At 48.1% G+C, this 19,548-nt stretch carries 16 protein-coding genes; 14 read left to right on the top strand and 2 right to left on the bottom strand.

Annotation, left to right across the window (positions count from 1 at the left end; genetic code table 11):
- Positions 1-8: 8 nt before the first annotated feature.
- From BO18_RS33150 to BO18_RS19490, 3 genes are all read left to right on the top strand, one after another.
- The gene (locus tag BO18_RS33150) at positions 9-1,058 is read left to right on the top strand and encodes a helix-turn-helix domain-containing protein (RefSeq protein ID WP_051688973.1); all 1,050 of its coding nucleotides are present in this window, start codon (positions 9-11) and stop codon (positions 1,056-1,058) included.
- Positions 1,059-1,205: 147 nt separating this feature from the next.
- Positions 1,206-2,717, top strand: coding sequence for an alpha-N-arabinofuranosidase (locus BO18_RS19495; protein ID WP_034449042.1), 1,512 nt, complete (start codon positions 1,206-1,208; stop codon positions 2,715-2,717).
- An 18-nt stretch (positions 2,718-2,735) separates the two neighbouring features.
- Positions 2,736-2,984 (top strand): DUF6171 family protein, encoded by a 249-nt coding sequence (locus BO18_RS19490; RefSeq protein WP_034449041.1) that lies wholly within the window; start codon positions 2,736-2,738, stop codon positions 2,982-2,984.
- 555 nt (positions 2,985-3,539) lie between these two features.
- Here the strand turns inward: BO18_RS19490 and leuS are convergent.
- On the bottom strand, positions 3,540-6,023 hold the full coding sequence (leuS, locus tag BO18_RS19485) for a leucine--tRNA ligase (protein ID WP_034449040.1): 2,484 nt from the start codon (positions 6,021-6,023) through the stop codon (positions 3,540-3,542).
- Between the two features lie 286 nt (positions 6,024-6,309).
- On the opposite strand from leuS, the gene BO18_RS19480 reads away from it, so the two are divergent.
- The 8 genes from BO18_RS19480 (at position 6,310) to BO18_RS19445 (ending at position 14,657) form a co-directional block, all read left to right on the top strand.
- Positions 6,310-7,320, top strand: a complete 1,011-nt coding sequence (locus tag BO18_RS19480; RefSeq protein ID WP_028506919.1) for a rod shape-determining protein — start codon at positions 6,310-6,312, stop codon at positions 7,318-7,320.
- 222 nt (positions 7,321-7,542) lie between these two features.
- Positions 7,543-9,603 carry a transcription termination factor Rho gene (gene rho / locus BO18_RS19475; protein ID WP_034449039.1) on the top strand — a complete coding sequence of 687 codons (2,061 nt, stop codon included), beginning with the start codon at positions 7,543-7,545 and terminating at the stop codon, positions 9,601-9,603.
- Between the two features lie 110 nt (positions 9,604-9,713).
- A complete protein-coding gene (gene rpmE / locus BO18_RS19470; protein ID WP_034449038.1) occupies positions 9,714-9,914 on the top strand; it encodes a 50S ribosomal protein L31 in 201 nt (66 codons plus the stop codon).
- Positions 9,915-10,075: 161 nt separating this feature from the next.
- The gene (locus BO18_RS19465) at positions 10,076-11,191 is read left to right on the top strand and encodes a DUF1385 domain-containing protein (protein ID WP_051688972.1); all 1,116 of its coding nucleotides are present in this window, start codon (positions 10,076-10,078) and stop codon (positions 11,189-11,191) included.
- On the top strand, positions 11,178-12,026 hold the full coding sequence (gene prmC, locus BO18_RS19460; RefSeq protein WP_051688971.1) for a peptide chain release factor N(5)-glutamine methyltransferase: 849 nt from the start codon (positions 11,178-11,180) through the stop codon (positions 12,024-12,026). Before BO18_RS19465 ends, prmC begins: the two co-directional genes overlap by 14 nt.
- Positions 12,027-12,158: 132 nt before the next feature.
- Positions 12,159-12,653, top strand: coding sequence for an RNA polymerase sigma factor (locus BO18_RS19455; protein WP_034449037.1), 495 nt, complete (start codon positions 12,159-12,161; stop codon positions 12,651-12,653).
- The gene (locus tag BO18_RS33145) at positions 12,643-13,593 is read left to right on the top strand and encodes a zf-HC2 domain-containing protein (RefSeq protein WP_242856596.1); all 951 of its coding nucleotides are present in this window, start codon (positions 12,643-12,645) and stop codon (positions 13,591-13,593) included. The genes BO18_RS19455 and BO18_RS33145 overlap by 11 nt, the downstream gene beginning before the upstream one ends.
- A complete protein-coding gene (locus tag BO18_RS19445) occupies positions 13,593-14,657 on the top strand; it encodes a DUF4097 family beta strand repeat-containing protein (protein ID WP_034449036.1) in 1,065 nt (354 codons plus the stop codon). The genes BO18_RS33145 and BO18_RS19445 overlap by 1 nt, the downstream gene beginning before the upstream one ends.
- Before the next feature lie 298 nt (positions 14,658-14,955).
- On the opposite strand, the gene BO18_RS34410 is transcribed toward BO18_RS19445, so the two are convergent.
- Entirely contained in the window at positions 14,956-15,798 is an 843-nt protein-coding gene (locus BO18_RS34410; protein ID WP_051688969.1) for a hypothetical protein, read from the bottom strand.
- A gap of 97 nt (positions 15,799-15,895) precedes the next feature.
- Between BO18_RS34410 and ybaK the strand changes: the two genes are divergently transcribed.
- The 3 genes from ybaK (at position 15,896) to BO18_RS19425 (ending at position 19,439) form a co-directional block, all read left to right on the top strand.
- Positions 15,896-16,381: a Cys-tRNA(Pro) deacylase gene (gene ybaK / locus BO18_RS19435; RefSeq protein WP_034449035.1), complete on the top strand. Its 486-nt coding sequence runs from the start codon at positions 15,896-15,898 to the stop codon at positions 16,379-16,381.
- 71 nt (positions 16,382-16,452) lie between these two features.
- Complete coding sequence (gene murC / locus BO18_RS19430) at positions 16,453-17,883, top strand: UDP-N-acetylmuramate--L-alanine ligase (RefSeq protein ID WP_034451413.1); 1,431 nt, start codon at positions 16,453-16,455, stop codon at positions 17,881-17,883.
- On the top strand, positions 17,883-19,439 hold the full coding sequence (locus tag BO18_RS19425; protein ID WP_034449034.1) for a hypothetical protein: 1,557 nt from the start codon (positions 17,883-17,885) through the stop codon (positions 19,437-19,439). Before murC ends, BO18_RS19425 begins: the two co-directional genes overlap by 1 nt.
- Positions 19,440-19,548: the final 109 nt, after the last annotated feature.

Genomic DNA, 19,548 nt, shown 5'->3' with positions numbered 1-19,548 from the left:
ATCAAAATATGGGTAATACGCTTGGCAAAAACATAAAGACATTCAGAAAGAATAAAGGTCTTACTCAGGAGGAACTTGCCGAACTGCTTAACATAACACCTCAGGCAGTGAGCAAATGGGAATCCGAAAACGGACTTCCCGACGTGTCGATGCTCATACCGCTCGCACAGGTCCTCGGAGTAACTACCGATACACTTCTGGGATACGATTCCTTATCCGAGAACGAGACGCTGATATCACGTGTCAGAGAGACTGTGTCAGGTCTGGAAAGAAGTGAGGAAGGAAGAGATCAAAAGGCGCTGAAGGTATGTGAATATCTTTCGACGGAAACGACGCTTAATCCCGGATGCTTCGAACTGATAAAGGACTATGCCGAAGAAACTGCAAACCTCAGCATGTATGCAGATCCCGTCCTCGAGAACTGTTTTCCTGATGACACGGAGCGTATCGAAAAGATATACAGGGATGCCATAAGAAAAGGCGCATATCTGATCAGTCACTGCAAGGACAAGGTGCTTGTGGATAAGACGCATTTCGCCCTTGCATGGATCTACATCCATGAGAAGGATTTTGAATATGCGAGAGAGCATATCAATGTCCTGCCTTGCATCTCGAACGGCCGCATCAGAGAAAAGATCAGCATGGAACTGACCTTTTTCGAGAGCGGATTCGAAAAGATGAAAGGCGATATCAAAGACAGTTCCGTATTCCTTTTCGACCTCGTCGCGAGCATGCTGAACACTATCGCACAGAATTACGGATGGTGGGAAAAAGATAAAGATGAGGCGATGGAGATTTGTGACTGGTGCGAAGGGATAGTCAAGGCATTTGCCGTGAGGAAGGATGCGGTCAACATTACGCATTACATCAGGGTAAGAAGGAGCATCGCTTTCTTCAAGCTTGTCGCTGCAAAGAGGGCCGGAGACACCGCTCTTGCGGAAGAAATCTATGCTGGATTTGCAAAGCAGATCGACGGGGAAGACCTGACCGATGAAGAAAAGAAGCAAGCCATGGAACTTCTCAACAACGATATCAGTCACTATTCGAAGTATTGCTGAGAATAGTATTGAACGTTTTGCCTTGAATTGACTCTGATAATAAAGGCCGCAATATGAGATAATAGCAAAAGTGGTTTTATTGTACCCCGCCGGAAAGGCGGGGCATTAATCTGCTTATATCCGACTATTTTTCGAGGAGAGAATCTTATGTACAACTTATTCATCAACACGGGTAAAGAATTGGGTCACATCAATCCTGAGATACAGGGCCATTTTTCAGAACATCTCGGAAGATGTATCTATGAAGGCATCTTTGTTGGTGAGGATTCTTCCATTCCCAATACAAAAGGCATGCGCAATGATGTCGTTGAAGCATTGAAGGAAATGAAGATACCTGTTCTCCGCTGGCCGGGCGGATGCTTTGCCGACGAGTATCACTGGAAAGACGGCATCGGACCCAAGGAATCACGCAAGAAGATGATCAACACAAACTGGGGCGGTGTCACCGAGGACAACAGCTTCGGTACGCACGAGTTCATGGAGCTTGCAGAGCAGCTCGGCTGCAAGACGTATATCAACGGCAACGTCGGAAGCGGTACGGTCCGTGAGATGAGCGAATGGGTTGAGTATATGACATTCGACGGAGTATCTCCCATGGCCGACTTAAGAAGAGCGAACGGCAGGGAGAAGCCCTGGACGGTAGATTATTTCGCGGTAGGCAACGAGACATGGGGCTGCGGCGGAAACATGGTTCCCGAATATTACGCAAACCTCTACAAGCACTATCAGACTTTTGTTAAGCAGTATAATCCCGACAAGAAGATCAAGAAGCTCGCGGTAGGTCCTACGGATAAGGACTATAACTGGACAGAGACAATGCTCCGTGAGTGCTTCAGACAGCAGGGAACATTCCCGCAGAACTTCGGATACATGGATGGCCTGACGCTCCATTACTACACGCTGCCTTACGACTGGGATCACAAGGGAAGCGCAACACAGTTCAACGACAAAGAGTGGTACATGACGCTCGCAAAGACCTTCGCAATGGAGGAATTCATCGAGAAGCATTCCGCAATCATGGACAGATACGATCCCGACTGCAGGATCGGTCTTATGGTCGACGAATGGGGCACATGGTATGACGTTGAGGAAGGAACAAATCCGGGATTCCTCTATCAGCAGAATACGATCAGGGATGCACTCATCGCGGCGATCAATCTCAACATCTTCAACAAGCACTGCAAGAGAGTAAAGATGGCGAATATCGCACAGCTCGTAAATGTCCTCCAGGCAGTCATCCTCACCGAAGGCGAGAAGATGGTCAAGACGCCCACATATTATGTATTCAAGATGTTCAGCGCACACCAGGACGGCGAGCTGCTCGAGAGCACGGTCAACACGGATAAGATCGGTCTTGAGGAACAGTATATGGTTCCGAACCTTCACGAGTCCGTTTCGAGAGGCAAGGACGGCAAGATCAATATCACTCTTGCAAATCTTTCCTGCACGGAAGCTTTTGATGTAAGCAGCACACTCATGGGTTCTGCGATTAAGTCCGTTAAGGCAACGATCGTCGGCGGCGAGATGCACGCTCACAATACTTTCGATGAGCCTTCCGTTGTTGAGGAGAAGGAGTTCACGGATATCTCGTTTGAAGGTGACAGGATATCGTTTAAGATCCCCGCTTCGAGCGTAATGCTGATCGAAGCTGAGATCTGATGAAGTCTCTGACCTGATATGCCGAAGATCTGCACGCGCTGCCTTTTGCGCGACTTCAGTAAGGAAGATTACGAACGCATCATTGTTGAAGGGATAAGGGCTCTTCCTGCAGAAGAGCTTGTTTCTGATGATGTTGCAGCCGGAAGACTAGAAGTCTGCAAAAAATGTGAGAAGATCAACCAGGGAACGTGCCTTGCGTGCGGCTGCTATGTCGAGATAAGGGCGGCCGTGAAAAAGGGAAGATGTCCATACGGAAAATGGGATTAAGCAATAGTCAAAACCAATATGCTTAACAGGCTGCCTCAGATGGAGAAAGATCCGCTGAGGCAGTTTTTATTATGCACTGTGGTAGTCTGACATACCCGGAAAAGACAGGTTCAAACTACCAAAAGCTCAAGATGGTAGTCTGACATACCCGGGAAAAGACAGGTTCAGACTACCAGATCAGAAACAACATGATATACATCATTTGGCCTTAATAGATGGGTGATCAAAAGCAATAAAGAATTCGGCAAAGATGCGGCTATGCCGAATCATTTGCCGTATTTTTTGAGCAAATGCTTTGAAAAATCTTGCAAAAATGCGGCTATGCCCGATTTCTGCCGAATTTTTTCTTCAGTTATAGTTCTTCTCGAAATAGTTACGGTTTTACTATAACTAAATCTGTAACTTTTCATTGATAGTTATAGTTTTTGCCGGTTTATTTGCGGTTTCACTGTAACTTTTTCCGCAACTGCCGGATAAATAAAAAGGGTGCCTCAGAAGTGAACTGTCACTTTTGAGGCACCCTCTGTGTTTTGTTTTATTTTTCGGACCGGTAACTTACTTTGCTACGATGTTGGCGATCCTGCCCTTTACATAGATGAACTTGACGATTGATCTGCCTGCGAGAGCGCCTGCAAGTCTTTCATCGGCATTTACGATCGCTTCGACAGCAGCCTGGTCAGCTTCAGCGGGGATGTTGACTTTGAACTGGACCTTGCCGTTGATCTGGACGGCGATCTCGATCTCGTCTTTTACGAGTGCGCTCTCGTCAACTTCAGGCCACTTCTGGTTGTAGATGGAATATCCGTTGCCGAGTGTCTCGCACCAGAGCTCTTCGGTGAAGTGGGGAGCGAAGGGTGCAAGGAGGAGAACGAGCTTTTCAGCGGCGTATCTCTTGAACTCAGGCTTTGCGTCTACGTTCTGGCTGTACTTTGTGATAGCGTTCAGAAGCTCCATCATACGCGCGATCGGAGTGTTGAACTGGAACTTCTCGATGTCAGCCGTTGAGCTCTTTATCGCGTAGTTGATAGCAAAATTGAGCTCCTTGTCGGCAGCATTCATATCAGCCTTTGCGGGAACGGAAGAAGTCTTGCAGGATGCGTTCTCGGCAACACATGTTTCGATCCTTCTGAAGAACTTGACGATAGCCTGAAGTCCTGAATCTGACCACGGACCGCCTTCGATATATGCGAAGCCGAATCCAAGGTATGTTCTGAAAACGTCTGAACCGTACTTGCTGATGTAATCGTCAGGTGCAACAGTGTTGCCTCTGGACTTACTCATCTTTTGGCCGTCAGGTCCGAGGATGGTTCCCTGGTGAACGAGACTCATGAAAGGCTCGTCGAAATCGAGCATGCCCATGTCGCGCATAGCCTTTGTGAAGAATCTTGCGTAGAGAAGGTGCATGCATGCGTGCTCGGCACCGCCAACATACTTGTCTACGGGGCAGAACTTGTTGATCTTATCCTTGGAGAACATCTCTTTGTCGTTCTTATTATCCGGATATCTGAACTGATACCAGGAAGAGTCAACGAATGTATCCATCGTATCGGGATCACGTCTTGCATCGCCGCCGCACTTGGGGCACTTGCAGTTCATGAATGATTCGCACTTGGCAAGCGGGCTCTCGCCGTCAGGTGTGAACTCAACGTCGTAGGGGAGAAGAACAGGAAGATCTTCTTCGGGTACTGGTACGACGCCGCATGAAGGGCAGTGAATCATCGGGATAGGTGTTCCCCAGTATCTTTGACGTGAGATGAGCCAGTCTCTTAATCTGTAGTTGATCTTCCATTCGCCCATGCCGATCTCGGCGAGTTTAGCTACGATGGCCTTCTGTGCATCGTGCATCTCCATTCCGTCGAATTCGCCGGAATTTGTGAGATAGCCCTTCTTTTCACAGTAAGGAAGTTCGGAGTCGACACCTTTTTCGGGCTGGATGACACGGATGATGTCGAGGCCGTACTTATGAGCGAAATCAAAGTCTCTCTCATCGTGTGAAGGAACGGCCATGACCACGCCCGTACCGTATCCTGCAACTACATAATCTGCAGCCCAGATCGGAACTCTTCTGCCGTTCAGAGGGTGGATGGCATATGCGCCGGTGAACACGCCCGTCTTTTCACGTGTGGTGGACATACGGTCGATCTCGTTAACCTTTGAAGTTGCAAGGCGGTATGCCTCGACAGCTTCTCTGCATTCGTCTGTCGTAAGCTTTGCGCAGAGCTCGGACTCGGGTGCGATAACAACATAAGTGATACCCATGAACGTATCGACTCTCGTGGTGAACACTTCGAGCTTCATGGGATTGCCGTTCTCGTCTGTAAGACGCTCGCCATTCTTCTCAACATAAAGAGCAACCTGCGCGCCTTCTGATCTGCCGATCCAGTTCTTCTGGAGTTTCTTTGTCTTTTCAGGCCAGTCGAGCTTCGGGAGGTCATCTAAAAGTTCCTGTGCATATTCGGTGATCTTGAAGAACCACTGTGTCATGTTCTTGCGGATGACATCAGAGTGGCATCTCTCGCAAGTGCCTTCGATTACCTGCTCGTTTGCAAGAACGGTCTTGCATGAAGGACACCAGTTGACCGGTGCGTTCTTACGGTATGCGAGGCCTTTCTTGTAAAGCTCGATGAAGAACCACTGGTTCCATTTGTAGTAGTCGGGCATGCATGTCTTGACCTCATAATCCCAGTCGACCGTAGTACCCATTGCCTGGAGCTGCTTTTCCATCGTATCGATGTTCTTCAGCGTGGAATCCTTGGGGTGGATGCCTGTCTTTATCGCATAGTTCTCGGCGGGAAGTCCGAATGAATCGAATCCCATGGGGTGGAAGAGGTTGAAGCCCTGCATGTGCTTGAACCTTGCCCAGGAGTCCGTAAGCGAATAGTTATACCAGTGACCCAGGTGTAGGTTGGCGCCGGAAGGATAGGAGAACATCTCCAGGCAGTAAAGCTTCTTGCCTTCTGCGTCCGGATCAAACTTGTAGAGCCCTGTTTCGGCCCATTTTGCCTGCCATTTTTTGTCGGTCTCGATTGAATAACTCATACTAAAGACTCCTTTTTATTATTAGAACAACTAATTATACTCCGATGTTTTCGAAAATTACAGTAAAAATGCAAGCTTTGTTGATGCGGAGGGCGTTCTTGAAGAGCGAAAATCACTTCGGGCCGGTCGCCGGAAATGCCGATAAATCGCCACAAATTGAAATAAGATTGTCACTTAAAATAGGGCGTGCCGTAATTGATTTTTATAAGGGCGAATGTAATAATAAATTGAATTTTTATGAGCAAATGCGTCACTGACGGCGCTTTCTTATATATGAGGTGAATTTATGGGCTTAGGCATGGAAATAGGTGTCGATCTCGGCACCAGCAGTGTTCTTGTTTATATCAGGGGAAAAGGAATCGTTCTCAAAGAGCCTTCCGTTGTTGCAGTAAACAGCAAAACGGGTAAGGTTCTGGCAGTCGGCGAATCTGCTTCGCTCATGCTCGGACGTACTCCCGGTATCGTTGAAGCCATCCGTCCTTTACGTGAAGGCGTTATTTCCGACTTCAGAGCTACAGAAGTCATGCTCAAGGCTTTTATCGGCCGTGTCTGCACAGGCCTCCGTGCCACATATTTCAAGCCTACCATCGTAGTATGCGTTCCTTCGGTCATCACACCTGTTGAGCAGCAGGCAGTTGAGAATGCATGCCGTCACGCAGGCGCAAAGGACGTATTCCTTATCAGAGAGCCCATCGCAGCAGCGATCGGTGCAGGTATTGATATCACAAAGGCTTGCGGTTCAATGGTCGTAGACATCGGCGGCGGTACGACGGATATCTCCGTTATCTCGCTTTGCGAGCCTGTTGTTGACGCATCTCTCAAGGTTGCAGGCGACAAGTTCGATGAAGCCATCATCAAGCACGTAAGAAAGAGACACAATATCCTCATCGGTGAGAAGACCGCAGAGAAGCTCAAGATCGAGATCGGCTGCGCTTATCCGAGAGACGAAGAGCTCACATTGGACGTTCAGGGAAGAAACATTATCACGGGTCTTCCTTCAACGGTTACGGTTTCTTCAACAGAAATGCTCGAAGCACTTGAAGAGCCTATCACACAGATCTTTGAAGCCGTTCACAACGTTCTCGAGAGAACACCTCCGGAACTCATGGCTGATATCTCCCAGAGAGGTATCGTAATGACAGGCGGCGGAGCCATGCTCTACGGACTTGACCACATGCTCTCGAACAGGATCGGCATCGATGTATATCTTGCACAGGATCCTATCTCCTGCGTTGTTATCGGAACAGGTAAGGCGCTCGACATGATGGATAAGTTCGCCGCATTGAGCGACAACTGATATCCGCGTCAGTCAAACGTACGTGATAAGTTTTCAATGCGATTGACTGAATGAAATACTAATGTTATATTATGCGCGTCGGGGAAATACCCGGCGCGCATTCTTTTAGTTCTAGATATTTCCTTTACAAGATTTAGTAATTAATCCCTTTGGCAGAATTACGCGATAATAGGACTTTTCGGGAAAACACTATCTATTACTGGTTACATTTGAAAGGCGTTTATGGACGATTTTGACAATCTAAATTCTAAGACGGATTCTGACTTGAGGCAGATAGCCGTTGCATTCGGGGATTTCACTCCGGAAGAAGCAGAATCGAAGACGAGAGATGAACTCATCATGGCTATCACGGGAGCAAAGAACATCGGTGACGTAACAGTCGTTGATCTTGCGGAAGACCCCATTCCCGTTAAGCCTGTATCTATTCCTGAGCCCATGAGGAGCAATGAGAATACAAAGAGTCTTGATGAGCTCATCGAGGATGTGGGAAGGACCGCAAGGTTTGAGACCAATGAATTAGCAGATGCCATGAAAAAGGCAGAGCGTGAAGAGGAGATAAAAGTGGAAGAAAATCAACAGGCAGTTGAAGAGAAGATCGAGACCGCTGCAGCTCCCGAAGCCGAGGTAAAGGCCAAGGAAGAGAAGAAGCCAGCAAAGCGTACGAGAAAGACGAAGGCTAAGGCTGAAGAGGCAGCTCCTGAGGCAAAAGCTTCAGAGGAAAAAACAGAAGAAGCTGCTCCTGCCAAGGCTGAGAAAGCGGCAAAGGAAGACGGCAAGTCATCCAAGAAGACGGAAACAAAGGCCAAGAGAACAAGAGGCGGAAAGAAGAAGGAAGCAAAGGCTGAAGAATCAGAGCCTGCAGAACCTACTCCCATCGAATCACTTGCTCTTGAGGAAAAAGCTTCCGAAGAAGTAAAGGCTGAAGAAACAAAGCCTGAGGAATCCAAGGCTGAAGAACCTAAGGCCGAGGGTGCAAAGCCGGCAGAGCCTGTACAGAATCAGGGCAAGCACGGCAGATCCAAGAGAAGAAAGATCTCTTTCGGTCCCGGACAGGATACAAAGACAGTGGAAACTACGGAGCAGGTTCCTGCCGAAGGCACAGAAGAAGAGAATCAGGAACCCGCGCTTCCTGTTGAGATCGAGATCGAAGGTGTTCTCGCCATCAATAACAACGAAGGCAACAAGAATGATTTCTGCGGATTCATTCACAGACATAACTATCTGCCGGGCGAAGACGATGCTTATGTTCCCGGTCAGTTCATAAAGAGAATGGGCCTCAGAAGAGGTGACTATATCAAAGGGTTCGCAATGCCCAAGCGCGGCAAGGACAGATATGCTCCGCTCAAGCGCATAACCGAAGTAAACGGCATTCCCGTTATCGAGGGCGATTACGACAACATCAGAAGACGTCCGAAGTTCGAGAGCCTTACGGCCATCTATCCTAACGAGAGACTGGATCTTGAGACGGAGAAGGAAGATATCTCCACGAGGATCATCGACCTGTTCTCGCCTATCGGTAAGGGCCAGAGAGGTATGATCGTTTCACCGCCGAAGGCAGGTAAGACGATCCTCCTGCAGAAGGTCGCAAATTCCATCACTGCAAACAACCCGAACTGCGTACTGATCGTTCTCCTCATTGACGAGCGTCCTGAGGAAGTTACGGACATGCAGAGGAACATACAGGGCGAGGTCGTCTATTCGACATTCGACAAGCGTCCCGAGAATCACGTAAGAGTAACGGAGCTCGTGCTCGAGAGGGCTATGAGGCTCGTAGAGCTCGGCAAGGATGTCGTTATCCTGCTGGATTCCATGACCAGACTTGCAAGAGCATACAACCTTACGATCAATCCTACGGGAAGGACTTTGTCAGGCGGTCTCGATCCGGGATCACTCTACGGACCTAAGAGATTCTTCGGTGCCGCAAGAAACATCGAGCACGGCGGAAGCCTTACGATCCTTGCCACTGCACTCATCGAGACGGGTTCCAGGATGGACGAAGTCATTTTCGAGGAGTTCAAGGGAACGGGCAACATGGAAGTCACGCTCGACAGAAAGCTCGCAGACAGAAGAGTCTTCCCGGCGATCGCGGTCGACAAGTCCGGTACGAGAAGAGAGGATCTCCTCCTCACGCAGGAAGAACTCGACGCGGTATGGCTCATAAGGAGAAGGATTGCCGAAGCGGATACCATTACGGCTACCAATGCGGTCATAAGTTTCATGGAAAAGACGACGAGCAACAAATCGTTTGTACTTTCCGTAAAGAAATCTTTTGCAACCGATTGACAACCGCAACCGATTCAAGTAATATAGCAAGGCTAACACGAAGAATCCGGTATGACATACGTGATATTCAGATTACGCGTCATATCTTTGATCGAGAGGTGAAAGGTAACATGAAAGAAGGAATTCATCCTAAGACGCAGCTCGTCACAGTTAAGTGCGCATGCGGCAACACATTCGAGACTCTTTCCACAAAGAGCGACCTGAGAGTAGATATCTGCTCCAACTGCCACCCGTTCTATACAGGCAAGCAGAAGCTCGTTGATACAGGCGGACGTGTTGATAAGTTCAAGAAGAGAATGGAAAAAGCTTAATTCTCGTATTTGACAAAGAATTAGAGACCGCTTCCGGATTCCGGGGGCGGTTTTTGATTGCCCATATTCCGTTATTTTGCCTTTTGTCTGTAACATCACGGAAAGTTTTAAATGATATAATCACCACAGAATGTACAATTATGCTCATTTGGGGGAACCACATGTCAGAGAACAGTGACAACATGAAGCTGATAACCGAAGATCAGATAAAAGAGATAACTCCTGAGGAGGCAGCACAGGAGCTGGCTCCTGCCGCAGAGGCAAAGGCACCGGCAAAGCCTGCCAAAGCTTCGAAGAAGAAAGCCTGCGACACGCCGGTCAAGAAGACGACCATCGGCGGTCAGGCACTTATCGAAGGCGTAATGATGGTCGGACCTACAAGAACTGCAATGGCGGTCAGGAAGGGCGACGGCACCATCTATGTCGAGGAGATCAAGCAGGGCGAGAAGACTTCCTACTTTGAAAAAGTACCGTTTATCAGAGGATGCATCAGGTTCTATAAGATGCTCGTTACCGGTACCGGCGCGCTCATGAAGGCTGCCGATATCTCAGAGGAGGGCAAGCCGGAAGATACCAAGGAACCCCAGAAGAAATCCCGTCTCGACGAGTTTACCGAGAGGCACTTCAATGTCATGATGTCGATCTCAGCCATCATAGGCATCCTTTTGTCCGTCGGTCTCTTCATCCTCGCACCGAGGCTCATAATCGAGATAGCCGCAAAGTTCATTCCCGAACAGTTCCTTGAACTCAAGTGGATGTCCATAGTGCTCAATGTTGCCGAAGGTCTTTTGAGACTCATCATTTTCCTTTTGTACCTGATCTTTGCTTCAAAGCTCAAGGACATCAAGAGGGTATGGCGTTATCACGGCGCTGAGCACAAGACGATCGCCTGCTATGAGGCGGGGCTCCCGCTCACAGTCGAAAACGTACTGAAGCAGACACGTTTCCATCCCCGCTGCGGAACATCATTCATGTTCAACGTTCTTGCGATCTCCATCATCATCTATACGGTCATCGGTATATTCACCGGTGCCCAGCCCATGTGGGTCAACCTCGTTATCAGGGTCGTAGCAATCCCGATCATCTGCTCCATCTCGTTTGAGATACTGAGATTTGTCGGACGTCATGACAGGAACTGGTTCTGCAGGCTTATGTCCAAGCCCGGACTCTGGCTCCAGAAGTTTACGACGGAAGAACCTGACGGCCCGATCGTGGAAGTAGCTATCGCTTCGATGCAGGCAGTAATCCCGGAGAACAAGGAAGATGACGTCTGGTAATGACAGACTGCTCGCGATACTTAAGGAAGCGGGTGACGATGAAGCTTCGTTAGACCTTGATATCTTAAGCGGAGAATTAGAAGGCAAAGCATTGGAAGATGCTGTGAAGAGGCGCGCTGAAGGCGAGCCTCTTGCTTATATTCTGGGATACCGGCATTTCTTTAAAGAATGCTATAAAGTGCGTCCCGGAGTTCTTATCCCCAGAGCAGATACTGAGACAGTTGTTGAGGCGGCTCTTAAGTTTTTTGGGATAAATGATCTGGCAACAGGCGATCTGCTGACAGTTCCTTCATACGGTAAGGATATAACAGATATAAGGTTCGCCGATCTCTGCACCGGTTCAGGATGCATCGGAATCTCCCTTGCAAATGAGATCGTCAGATCAGGCGGCAAAGCGGAAGGATGTCTCATCGACATAAGCGATAACGCGATTGAAACTTCAAAAGATAATGTTAAGACCCAGGCTCTGAAGCCTGAAGACATAAAGGTATTAAAGCATGATGTCCTAAAAAGTGTGCCTGAACTGGGGAAACTCGACATCATCGTATCCAATCCGCCTTATATCACGGATGCTGAAATGGAAGAATTAGACAGCGTCGTAAAAGACCACGAGCCGGACCTTGCACTCAGGGCCGGCGCTGACGGTCTCTTATTCTATCCGTACATCATCAGGTGCGCGAAAGAACTCCTCAGGGACGGAGGTGCCCTGATGGCCGAACACGGGTACGCACAGGGAGATGCCGTTAGGGAGCTTTTCGGGCAGGGCGGACTGAAAGATTGTCTTACGATAAGAGATTACGGGAACAATCCGAGGGTTACCATCGGGTTTAAATAAGTGCAAAAACCCCGAAAACAATGGGTTTTCGGGACTGCAAAAAAATTTTGAAAAATTTTCGATTTTTCTTGTAACGAATTTGCGATATCTCCGTCTAACAGGTGAGATCACAAAAGAAAGGTTGTTTGATACGTGGATAAGAAAACCGCAGAAAAGCTTTATGAAGCCTTTTATATGAAGGTTTTCTCCTACGTTATGACACTTGCCAAGGACCGTAATGATGCCGAGGAGATAACCCAGGAGACCTTTTTCAGGGCGATATCGACTGATAAGAGCTTCAGGGGAGACAGTGACAGTTACACGTGGCTGTGCGCTATCGCAAAGAATATCTTCATAGATACCAAAAGGCATTATGCGAACCAGGATGATGAACCCGGAGCCGAGCTTCCTGACACGGATAAAGGGATAGAGGATAAGCTCGCCGACAGGGACACATCCTTGAAGATACACACGATACTCCACCGGCTGGAGGAACCGTATAAAGAGGTCTTCCAGCTGAGAGTATTCGGCGAGCTGTCATTCGCGGAGATCGGTTCTATCTTCGGTAAGACAGAGACCTGGGCCCGGGTCACGTATCACAGAGCCAGATTAAAGATCAAGGAAAGGATGGATGAATATGAAATATAATTGTGATTTGATCTCAGATCTTCTGCCGTTATATAAAGACGATATATGCAGTGAAGCCTCAAAAAAGATCGTTGAAGAACATCTTGCAGAGTGTGCTGATTGCAAGAAGATGTTAAACAGTCTGAATGACTTTACCATAGATGAGAAGATCGTTAAGGAAAAGGATGAGGTAATAAACTCCCAGGCCAGGTTTTTTAAGAGAAAGAGCGCTCTGGCAGGAAGCATCATCGCAATGATATTCGCGATACCGATTCTCGTATGCCTCATTGTTAATCTCGCTACAGGCGCAGGACTTACATGGTTCTTCATAGTTCTCGCAGGAATCCTCGTTGCAGCATCTTTGATCGTTGTTCCGCTCATGGTACCCGAGAACAAGATGTTTACCACAATGGCATCATTTACCGGAAGCGTTTTACTTCTCCTCGGTGTTATCTGCATCTACTCAGGAGGCAACTGGTTCCTGGTTGCGGCATCTTCAACCCTCTTTGGACTTACGATGCTTTTCGCGCCTTTTATCGCGTACAGAAGACCTGTAAATGCTTATGTTAAGAATCACAAGGGTCTTGCGATAATGTGCGCTTGCACAGCTGCATTTGTTCTCATGATGTTCTCTATCGGCATGTTTGTGGGAATGAAGGAGTTCTTCCCGATGGCATTTGCAGTCTCAATGCCTTTGGTCGGATTATGCTGGGCGATCTTTGCTATCATCAGATATCTGCGCTTCAACGCTTGCGTTAAGACAGGTCTTTGCGTTGCATCAGCAGGTGTTATGTCATGCCTTATCTCGGTTCTCGGACCTGCTGCAGAAGCAAGTGTTTCAAGGACAGGCGTTACTTATTCTTCCGGTGTATCAGTGCCGCCTTTAACTTTCGTAGTTATAGGACTCGTAATTGCCGGAATCGGTTTCTTAGTTGGAAAAAATAAGGGAGGAAAGAAATAATGAACACAAAACATTTAGTAGCAGGAGCAATGGCTCTTATCGTGCCTTCAACACTTTGCTTAACAGGTTGCTCGTTCGGTCTGATCAACACAGTCAGTTACCGGTACGAGAACGGTGACAAATACACGGCTGGTGATCGTGAGATCGACGACAAGATCACAAAGATCAACATCGATTATCTCTCAGGCGAAGTAAAGGTTAGGGGTACAGACACTGACAACATTAAGGTAGATGAGACCGCCAACACAGATATCGATTCTGACCATCAGGTCCACACATGGGTAGACGGCGATACGCTCTATGTCAGATACTGCGTTTCAACCAAGTCGATCAACTTCAACAAGATCGAGAAGAGCCTTGAGATCACGATCCCCGAGGCTCAGGAACTTGATGACTTCATCATCGAAGTATCTTCCGGTGATATAGATCTGTACGGGTTTACAACAGATTCTCTGTATTCATATGCTTCATCAGGCAACATGAATATCGACTGCTCTGCAACTGCTGTCGAATTGAAGTCTTCTTCCGGCAATGTAGGTCTTGCTCAGAACGGCAACAGTGATTCATTAAAGGTTAAGGCCTCTTCAGGTAATGTCGTTATCATTCAGAACGGTGACTGCAAGTCTTTCGACATTGATTCGTCTTCCGGCAAGATCACTGTCGAACAGCAGGGAACAGTAGACCAGGCTAAGATCCATTCTTCTTCAGGCGGAGTTAACGCTGTAATGGGCACGGTAAATACACTTGACGTAGATGTAAGTTCAGGCGGCATTAAGCTTGAAGCAGACGAAGTAAAGAACCTCACCACAAAGGCTTCCAGCGGTCATTCCGATATCAGCCTGAATAAGGTCCCTGAAACTTCAAATATCAATTGCAGCTCCGGCGGAATCGATGTCAGAATCCCTGAAGACGCTGATGTTACGGTTCATCTTAATGTCTCGAGCGGTGAGTTCAACTATAACCTTCCTTTCGAGAAGAACGGCAAGGATTACATCAGCGGGAACGGCACGGCTGAAATGAAGATCCACTGCTCATCCGGAGATGTGACTCTTAATAAGATCTGAGATCTGTAAGTCTCACCATCAGGAGAACAGAGTAATATCCTCAGACAGTTTCATATAACCAAGACTCCCACGTCCTGAGCGGACATGGGAGTTTTTGTTGTAGTGAGTATGTCCATGAGATAAAATCATTTTGTTAAGAAACTTTGCGAAAATGCTTCTCGGCATGACGAATAAATGCAAATTGGTATTTATGTACACGAAATCGTCACGAAAAAGGCTTTCAGCATGACGTTTTCGAGCACATTGCATTGTCGGGGTTATTTAACGAAGAAGACCAAAACCCTTTTGAGATGCACCGTTAAGCTGTCTCAATAAACTGTGAGACGCAGATGTGCCTGCCGTCGACATCTTCGAAGACGAACTGGCGGTTTATGGTCTGGCTCTGCGCTGCTTTTGCTTCCGGAAGATCTTCGATTATCTTTATGCCGTTGCCTGCGATCTCGTTGTGGAGCAGGAAGGGCTCGGAGCAGTATATGTACATGTCATACTTGATGCCGAATTCTCTTGCGGGCTTGGTGATGGCGCCTTCGCCCCGGACGAGAACGATCGCAATATTATCCCTCGTGAGCTTGATGTGAGGCATTGCCTCATCGTCAAGGTGAGTCGCTCTGAAACCAAGCTTGTCTTCGTAAAAGATCGCTGTCTTATAGATGTCCTTGCAGGCGAATACCGATGCCTGGCTGTTCATGAGAAGGAGTCTGCCGCTGTCTTCATCTTCGCCTTCTTCAGCTTTTTTCGGTTCTTTGCTGCCCATGTTGAACTGATATCCGAGGAGCGGTGTGCCGAAAAGCTTTTCGTGCTCATCAAGAGAGTTCATCATTTCGCTTCTCTTGGATATTTCCTCGGATGTCATCGTAGCCGGGATCTCGGCGAGATACTCTATCTTTTCGAGGTATTCCAGAAGGTTCATGAGCCTTACATGGAGAGGGATTATATCAGATGAGGCAGGAATCTCACATGCTCTGCCGTGGATAAACATCATGCCATGTTCGACGGCTTCTGCAGGGAGACCTGCGTATAGATGCATGAGAAGGTTCATCTCTTCTTCTGCCTTGTCGTGCGTTCCGCCGTTCTTTATCGACTGTTCGATCATGTCGAAAACAAGGTTCATATCGTGCAACGGGTATTCTTTGTTAAGCATAAGCCTCTCCAATAATCGATAGTTAGTCTATTTTATCAATTTGAATCGTATTGGCAACAAGGATAGAATATGCAGAGCAACAGTAAGGAGGCGCTTCATGTCTCAGTTTAAGAAGACAAATGCCATGAGGATCCTTGATAAGGCGGGGATCGATTATACATATCAGGAATACGAGTACGACGAAAATGACCTGGACGGTCATCATGTAGCGGAATATCTGGGCGTTCCTTATGAGGAAGTGTTTAAGACGCTGACAGCAGTATCCGACAAGGGCGAATATCTTGTGTTCTGCATCTGCGTTGATGACGAGGTTGACCTGAAAAAAGCCGCAAAACTCGCAGGATGCAAGAGCGTCAACATGATACACGTAAAAGATCTCCTGAACGTTACCGGCTATATCAGGGGAGGCTGTTCTCCTATCGGAATGAAGAAACAGTACAGGACGTTCATAGATGAGATGATTGAACTTGTTGACGACGTCTGCGTAAGTGCTGGTCAGAGGGGCGTGCAGTTAAGGCTCAAGTCATCCGACCTTATATCATTCACAAATGCCGTAGTCGGAGATTTTGCCGTACGGTCCTGAAATGATAGAATTACTTGAAATCTTGAAGATAAAGGGAAGTGTTTACAGTGCTGGAACCTAAGAGTTTTACATTGAAAGATATAAAGCAGGGCGCAAGGATCTATTTTATCGGAATAGGCGGCATCTCCATGAACGGTCTTGCAAGACTTGCAAAGCATGCCGGATTTGTTGTCGGAGGATCGGATAATCATCCTTCGGAGAGGACAGCCATTCTTGAAGAACAGGGGATAAAGATATACTATCCTCAGGTCGCTTCAAACATCGATGATTTCAAGCCCGATTATCTTGTTAAGACGGCTGCCATACTGCCCGACAACAAAGAGGTAAGCAGGGCGAATGAGCTCGGACTTCAGATATTTGACAGAGCCGAGTTCCTCGGAGCTTTCACGAGAACATATAAGAACGTTATCAATGTCTCAGGCACGCACGGAAAGACCACTACCACATCCATGATATCTCTTATGCTGATAGATGAAGGACTTGATCCGACGGTACACCTCGGAGCTGATCTTGATATTTTCGGAGGTACGGTAAAGGCCGGTTCGGAAGATCTTCTGGTATCGGAAGCGTGCGAGTTCAACAGATCTTTCCTGAATTTCTCATCGACCACGGCCGTAATCACCAACATCGATCACGATCATGTCGACTGCTATCCGACGATCGAAGATGTAATAGATGTATTTGCACGTTTCATAAGACTTGTTGACGATAACGGTTATGTCGTTGTTTCCGGACACGATAAGAACATCGCCAAGGCTGTTGAAGAAGCGAAGGAATACTTTGCAAGTGCAGGAAGGTCATTCCCTCAGATAATAGCTTGCGCAACGGATGACGCTGTCTGTGAAGTGACAGGCGCGGTTGCCGGCTGCAGGGCGGAGAACATCACGTTTAATGACGGACTGCCTTCTTTCGATATCGTATTCGATCAGGAGACCAGGATAGATGTTCAGCTGAGGATACCCGGAAGCCACAACATCTCAAACGCACTCAATGCGGCAGCAGCTGCTTACGTTAACGGGGCAACACCTGACGCGATAAGAAACGCGTTAAACAGCTTTGCGGGTGCCGATGGAAGATATACCGTAAAGGGCAAGTACAAAGGCTGCGATGTCGTAGTCGACTATGCACATCACCCGACTGCGGCAAGGGCTACCATAGAAGCGGCTTCCAATATGCCGCACAACGATATCCTCGTTGTCTTCCAGCCTCTGACATTCAACCGTACAAAACTCCTTTTCGACGATTACGTATCAAGCCTTCTTCCCTGCAAAAAGGTATTGTTTGCAGAGATCTTCTCCGACAGGGAGAGCGATACGCTCGGAATGTCCAGCAAGATGATCTCGGATAAGATCAATGAACAGGGCGGCGATGCCGAGTTTTACGAAGACAGGGAAGAACTGAAAAAGAGGATAGACGAGCTTATCAGACCCGGTGACATCATCCTTATCCTCGGTCCGGAGGATATCAGGACTTTGGGCGATGAGCTCTGTCCGGAGAAATAATGAAGAAGACTTCCCAAAGAGATCCGCAGGAGAGACCGGCCGCGCCGCAATACGGATTCCGTAAACTGCGCCCGATCAAGATACCCAAAGCCGCGTGGTTTGCTTTGGGCATTTCCCTCTGTCTTGCGGTCACACTTTTTGTGCTCTATGGGATGTCCTTTAAGGACAGCCGGAATGCCGGCAACACGCTGTTGATATATTCCGACGGCAGGAATATTCCCGAAGTGTCTCTCAGGAATGCGCTGGCAGCGGCTGATTTTGATTATGAGATAGTTGAGTCCGATAATAAGAGCTCCAAACAGGGATATGTTTATGAGCTTCCTCACGGATACAACAAACAGAAGGTCGTGATCTGCGCTGTCGGAAGCGATGCGTTCAAGGTGATGGACGACCTTCTTGATTCCGGGGCAGGCAACATCGAAGGATATATCCTCATAGATCCCGAATATCCGGGAAATGCCTCGCTCGAAGGTTACACGAGCGAAAATCCTGCGGTTCCCTGTGCTGTTTTCGGATCTGATACCAAAGCAAAATCTTCGACAGAACTTAACGGCGCGCAGATGATATTCGAGAAGATATCGGGCGTCGATACGATGTACGGCCATCCGGCTCAAAGGGGAAAGCTCTTCCCGTCTAAGGTGTTCGTCTCGCAGAACCAGATGAGATATCTGTCGCTGTCATCGAAAAAGATCGGCGACGGACTCTTTTCTTCACCGATGTTCCTGAGCGAACTTTCACAGTATCTCGGAACGACATTCGGAAGAGGTTATTCGTCTTCGAGGATCACGCTCTGGACAGTTCTCCTGGTATTTTCCGTGCTGATGTCTGTCGCATCGCTCGCGCTCTTCCTGTTCATGGTGCCGGTCAGCGTTCCCGACAAGGGCGACAAAGTCCTGAAGGGAAGAGACAGCTTAGGCGCCATAATATTTCTCGGGATATCCGGTTGGATCGCTCTCTGTGGCGCGGTAATGACCTTTATTCCGCAGGTGAAGCAGTATGCGAAATATGTGGCGGTCTATTCGCCCGTGCTCATCATCGGCCTGATGGCGCTCGCACAGCTGAAGCTCATCGCTTCCAAAAAGATCACATATACCAGAAAAGACTATGGCTTTACGATATTTATCGCATCCGTCGTCACGGGTCTTACGGAGATAATGATCCTGGTCGGTACGTCGCTGAACCTGACGAATGCCGAGAGAATGGTAAAGGACAATAACAACTGGGTGACCGCGCTCATAGTATTTGTCGTAATGAGCCTGTCGGCCGTGGCATTGATCCTTGCCGACAAGAAGTCGAGGATCTCGGGGCAGGGACCGGCGGCCTATTTCGGGAGTCCGGCATACTTCCTTGAAGCATTGCTTCCTTCGGCAGTTCTCATAATACTCGGTGTGATAAACTGCGATCACGCGCTGATCGGGGCATCCCTTACAGGCCTTGCCACCGGCATCCTGCCGTTCGTGTGCGTTACCCCGATAAAGAGGATATCGGACTTTTACGAGATAACCGGGCTTATATTCGGCATCGTTGCGGCTCTCGTGATATTTGCCGCAGGGTGATCCATATATTAATTTATTGTTGACTTTGAGATGCCCGTGGTTTATTATACGCGGGTGACCGCATGCGACGGGCTTATTTAAATGCGCTTTTTTAGAGGCGCTGCCTTGG

It is taken from the genome of Butyrivibrio sp. AE2032, from assembly GCF_000702965.1.
This window is presented reverse-complemented; position numbering and strand designations above follow the sequence as displayed.